Here is a 4,204-nt window from a genome sequence, read left to right on the forward strand (position 1 = left end):
GCCGGCAAGTTTGGGGAAAGCCGAGGCTAGGCCACCGATTAACCCGCCGGCATCTTTAATGGCAAAACCAACTTTACCAATTAAACCAATAAAGTTACCAAATACGCCAAACATACCACCGATGGTTCCAGCTAATTTACCAAATATCGTTAACATCGGGCCGATTGCAACCAGCACAATACCAGACCATTTGGCAACTTTACCAATGGTTTCTTGAGTAGAAGAATCTAAATTTTTCCACCAATCAACTAATTCTTTAATCTTATCTGCCATCACATTGATGCCAGAACTTAAGCTTTTTCCAGCCTCGCGAGCCCATTGCTGAACACTCTTAGACTTGAGTAAATCTTCAAGCTCCCTCAGCGAACCTTTAGCTTGTTTAAATGATCCTTTAAGAAAACTTTGACCAATCTGACCGATATAAGCTTTGGTATTTTGCACCATACCTTCCCAGGATTTAGCATATTCTCTTGCTGTACCACCTGCGAATGTATCCATCACTTCCAGAAAGTCTTTTGATTGGACCTTTCCGTCAGAAACCATTTCTCGGAATTTTTCCATGGAAACACCGTAATGTTTCGTCATAGCTCTTGAAAAACCGGGCATACCATCTTCAATCGAATTTAATTCTTCAGTCATTAATTTTCCCTGACCTTGAACTCGGTTAAAAATCATAGCCATTTCGTTTACAGGCCGATTAGAACCGACTGCGGCATCACCGACTAATTGGATATATTTTTTTAAGTCCTTGCCTTGCTTAACTCCTGCAGCCAGGGCGCCAGCAGCAACATCGGTTCCTTCTCCGAGAGTAGTCATGCCGCCTTTAACTGCATCAGTCACTTGATCAGTAATACTTTTGACTTCTTTTCCGGAGTATCCTAAGCCCTTTAATTTAGCTTTAGCAGTGTCTAAATCTTTTAAACGGTCAAAACCCATTTTAGCAGTGATACCAGCCATCGCAGTGGCAGCAATCCCAGCAGGTTTAGTGATGTGGCTGGTTAGTGAGCTACCGACTGATTGGGCTTTTGTGCCTACCGCCTTAAAACCATTGCCAATGGAATTAAAACCACGGCTTAACATACCTGAAACCGAATAATTTTCCCGGTATTCCGCAGTCACCCGGCTTAATTGGTCCCGATACATATTTAAAGTGTCAGTCTCGCGATTAATCTCGTTTGCATAATTTAAAGCTGCCCGAGACCCGGCGCCCTGCTCGGCTGATACCTCCGCATGACGCTTTTTAAGCTGGTCTAAATTTTTTGTGCTACCGCCAACCGCAGTTTGCAACTCGCTCATACGTGCTTTGTAGGAGGCGGCCGATTTTTCGCCAAACTTGAAATTGTTATTTGACACTTTCATGCTGGTGTTTAAGGCACGAAACTCCCGCTTAATCGCAGATAATTTCTTACCGATTCCCATGTCATTCAGGCTGAGATCAATCTGTAACCCTTTAATCCGTTCTGCCACTGGCCATCACCTCCTAGCTGCTAAAGGCTGCAATCATGCTTTCTTCGTGTTTAACGTTTGATTTTTCGTTTTCTTCGATTAATTCCATGAAAAATGAGAAAGGCATATCAAGAATCTCGTTGATATCTTTCCCACCATCTTTCATCATGGTCAACATGACTTTTTTTAGTATGTCTTTATATTCAGACCAAGAATGAACGGCTAGATCATCTTGGCCAGTTCTTTTTTTCGTTCGTCATCCATTTGTCCTTGCGCAATAAATTCAATTTGCTGCGTCAATTCTTCAACGGCGTCTGGTGCGTGCAGACGGTCTAATAGATCATCTTTAGTAAATTGGTGGTCATAAATATCCACCACCATATCCAGCATTTGGTCCATGCTTTCCCGTGAGGATTCCTTGCCGCTTGAACTACCGTCCATCAAATCTGCAGCATCATAAATCTTGCGGAACGGAATTTGTGTCGGCGTAATAAAGGTGTCGTACTGTGCTTTACCTTCTTTGGTCAACTTTGCCTTGCCTTTGTCATCAATTTTGATTAATTTAATAAAATTGCGTTTTGTCATCATTTATTCCTCCATTTTTTATTCGGTTGCCTTGTTAACAGTAAAGTCAACGCTAGAGTCATCAGTAAAAGTAACTGTTGCACCAGTAACTACGCTGTTTTTGTCTAAATTGATAACGCCTGCTTTGATTGATTTACCATCAGCACCATTTTTACCAGCTGGTCCAGTCTCGCCTGCGGGGCCCTGTGCGCCAGTGTCACCCTTATCACCTTTGGCTCCGTCTTTGCCGGCCGGTCCCATTTCACCCACGGGGCCTTGCGGACCTGTTTCGCCCTGCTCACCCTTGGCGCCATCCTTACCTGCTGGCCCAGTTTCTCCAATGGGACCTTGTTCACCGGTATCGCCCTTTGGCCCTTTAGCAGCTGTTTTGGCTAATTCGGCAACGTCCGCAACTAAGCTGTTATGATCCTCGGTTTTAATTTCATCTTCTACATTTACTTTTTTGGCTGTTATTTCCATAATTTATCACCTTTCTTATTTGTATTTAATCTGGTCAGTATATAAGGCGCCACCATTGTAAGTGGCAGTAGCATCAGGAGAATCACTTTCACTATCTTTCGTTTTAAAAATGGCTTTCCAAATCGCATCGTGCATCGTAGTTGTTCCCTTTGCATCATGACCCATTAGCATTGATTTTTCTTCGCTAAAACCATTAACTGGCGCTTGCATAAACTCAGCTTTCGAAGATTCAGAACTAAATTCGACGCCATCTTCCTTAGTTTTGCCTTCATTTTCTGGGAAGGTGAAACGGCCTTTAGGTAGACCTACATATTCGCGCGAGCCATCCTCCATCGTTTTAGCAAACATCACCGCTACGTAAGGAGGCGTGTCATTACCTACCGCTACCATGCCAGCTTCAGATTTTTCTAATCCAAACAAAGCTACCTTGTCTTCAAGCGGCAACTTATGGAAACCGGCCTCAACTTCAATTGTCCCGTTAGCAACAGCCATTTCAGCAATTTGGTTATCCCCATACGCTTTTTCCATTTCTTGTTCTTTCGATACCGAAATTTCCTGTAAATAGCGAATCCGTTCCGGATCTTTTATTTCTTTAACGTCTTCTCCCCGGACTTGATAGTAAAACTCAGTCAAGCCAGTAAAAGAATGGTAGTTCTTTGCCATTTTATTCCACTCCTAACTTATAATATTGTTTTCCCACGAAACGTTTTGCTTGATGGTACAACTTAAAATCCTTAATGTATTCTGGCTTAATACTTGATGATTCGCCAAAGCCTAGTTGTTCCCACATCGCTCGCTGGATTGAAAAAATGAGTTTGTCACTAACGACACGCGCATTTATATTATTTTTTTGCTTTACAAAAACATCAATTTGATAAAGATACTCATAAGTCAAATTATCGTTGTCAGCAAAATCCGCCGGCAGAGGGGTTGCTAACGAATCAATTACAATCACATTCCCATTAATCTCATCAGCATTCAGATAGTCAAAAAATCGAATATTCTCTCGATTGACTAAAGCCATTACCGCTTCGTTATTTAACAATGCCTGATAGATTTTTTTCATCATGTCTTCCATACTATAACTTCCTCAACTCATCTTTGACAGTAGCAAAATAAACATTACGGCCCTGGCGCATGGCATTTTCAATTACGCCTTTCCCAGCGGTATTGACCCACTTGCCAGCTTTGTCAAAATGACCGTACTCGTTCAAATGGATAATCCGCCAACGCTCCGTACTATCTTGCCAATGGATTTTAACCTCACGCAAACCATTTACCGTTACTGGCTTGGAAACATTGGTGGCTCGTGCAGACTTACCGGTATCAGCAAAAGACTGCATGTTCTGCCGGATTATATCAGCAACCTTTTCAGCGCCTTTAATTAAGGCTTGGTCCACAACGTGCTGCATTTGACTTTTGCCAAAGCGCTTAGCTAGTATTTTTTCTAAATCCCTTTCGCCGCGCAGCTTGACTCTCATTGTTGTTCACCTACCACTTTCACATAGCCAGGCGTTTTCGCAACCGCTACATTTTTAATATTAAAATGCATGCCACTATAGAGGCCATTTTGAATTACAAACACCTGTTTAACCGTAGGCATATACTGCGGATTCGCATTTCTAATGTTTAAAGTTACGGACACTTTATCCGTTCCTAGATTACCGAGCTGTACGTCTTTCTGCGTCGGCTCGTATAAACCCGCAAAACAAGA

The 4,204-nt window shown here is 42.4% G+C and carries 8 protein-coding genes; all 8 read right to left on the bottom strand.

Annotated elements, in window-relative coordinates; translation table 11 throughout:
- A partial coding sequence (locus FC24_RS11615; protein WP_162257023.1) for a tape measure protein occupies window positions 1-1,467 on the bottom strand: 1,467 nt, incomplete at its 3' end.
- A 13-nt stretch (window positions 1,468-1,480) separates the two neighbouring features.
- Window positions 1,481-1,615, bottom strand: coding sequence for a phage tail assembly chaperone GT (gene gpGT / locus FC24_RS11940; protein WP_268872311.1), 135 nt, complete (start codon window positions 1,613-1,615; stop codon window positions 1,481-1,483).
- 53 nt (window positions 1,616-1,668) lie between these two features.
- The gene (gene gpG, locus FC24_RS11270; RefSeq protein WP_057874938.1) at window positions 1,669-2,031 is read right to left on the bottom strand and encodes a phage tail assembly chaperone G; all 363 of its coding nucleotides are present in this window, start codon (window positions 2,029-2,031) and stop codon (window positions 1,669-1,671) included.
- Window positions 2,032-2,049: 18 nt separating this feature from the next.
- On the bottom strand, window positions 2,050-2,490 hold the full coding sequence (locus tag FC24_RS11275) for a collagen-like protein (protein ID WP_057874939.1): 441 nt from the start codon (window positions 2,488-2,490) through the stop codon (window positions 2,050-2,052).
- A gap of 15 nt (window positions 2,491-2,505) precedes the next feature.
- Window positions 2,506-3,153, bottom strand: a complete 648-nt coding sequence (locus tag FC24_RS11280; protein ID WP_057874940.1) for a major tail protein — start codon at window positions 3,151-3,153, stop codon at window positions 2,506-2,508.
- Window position 3,154: 1 nt separating this feature from the next.
- The gene (locus FC24_RS11285; protein WP_057874941.1) at window positions 3,155-3,568 is read right to left on the bottom strand and encodes a hypothetical protein; all 414 of its coding nucleotides are present in this window, start codon (window positions 3,566-3,568) and stop codon (window positions 3,155-3,157) included.
- A gap of 1 nt (window position 3,569) precedes the next feature.
- Window positions 3,570-3,971, bottom strand: a complete 402-nt coding sequence (locus tag FC24_RS11290) for a hypothetical protein (RefSeq protein ID WP_057874942.1) — start codon at window positions 3,969-3,971, stop codon at window positions 3,570-3,572.
- Window positions 3,968-4,204 (bottom strand): hypothetical protein (locus FC24_RS11295; protein WP_235807414.1); only part of this gene is annotated, 237 nt, incomplete at its 5' end. The genes FC24_RS11290 and FC24_RS11295, both read right to left, overlap by 4 nt.

This window comes from Loigolactobacillus rennini DSM 20253, assembly GCF_001436505.1.
Lineage (GTDB): Bacteria > Bacillota > Bacilli > Lactobacillales > Lactobacillaceae > Loigolactobacillus > Loigolactobacillus rennini.

Bases quoted from the DNA above. Each gene is read 5' to 3' on its own strand.
- gpGT (WP_268872311.1), bottom strand. From the start codon at position 1,615: ATGATGAAAGATGGTGGGAAAGATATCAACGAGATTCTTGATATGCCT.
- gpG (WP_057874938.1), bottom strand. From the start codon at position 2,031: ATGACAAAACGCAATTTTATTAAATTAATCAAAATTGATGACAAAGGC.
- FC24_RS11275 (WP_057874939.1), bottom strand. From the start codon at position 2,490: ATGGAAATAACAGCCAAAAAAGTAAATGTAGAAGATGAAATTAAAACC.
- FC24_RS11280 (WP_057874940.1), bottom strand. From the start codon at position 3,153: ATGGCAAAGAACTACCATTCTTTTACTGGCTTGACTGAGTTTTACTAT.
- FC24_RS11285 (WP_057874941.1), bottom strand. From the start codon at position 3,568: ATGGAAGACATGATGAAAAAAATCTATCAGGCATTGTTAAATAACGAA.
- FC24_RS11290 (WP_057874942.1), bottom strand. From the start codon at position 3,971: ATGAGAGTCAAGCTGCGCGGCGAAAGGGATTTAGAAAAAATACTAGCT.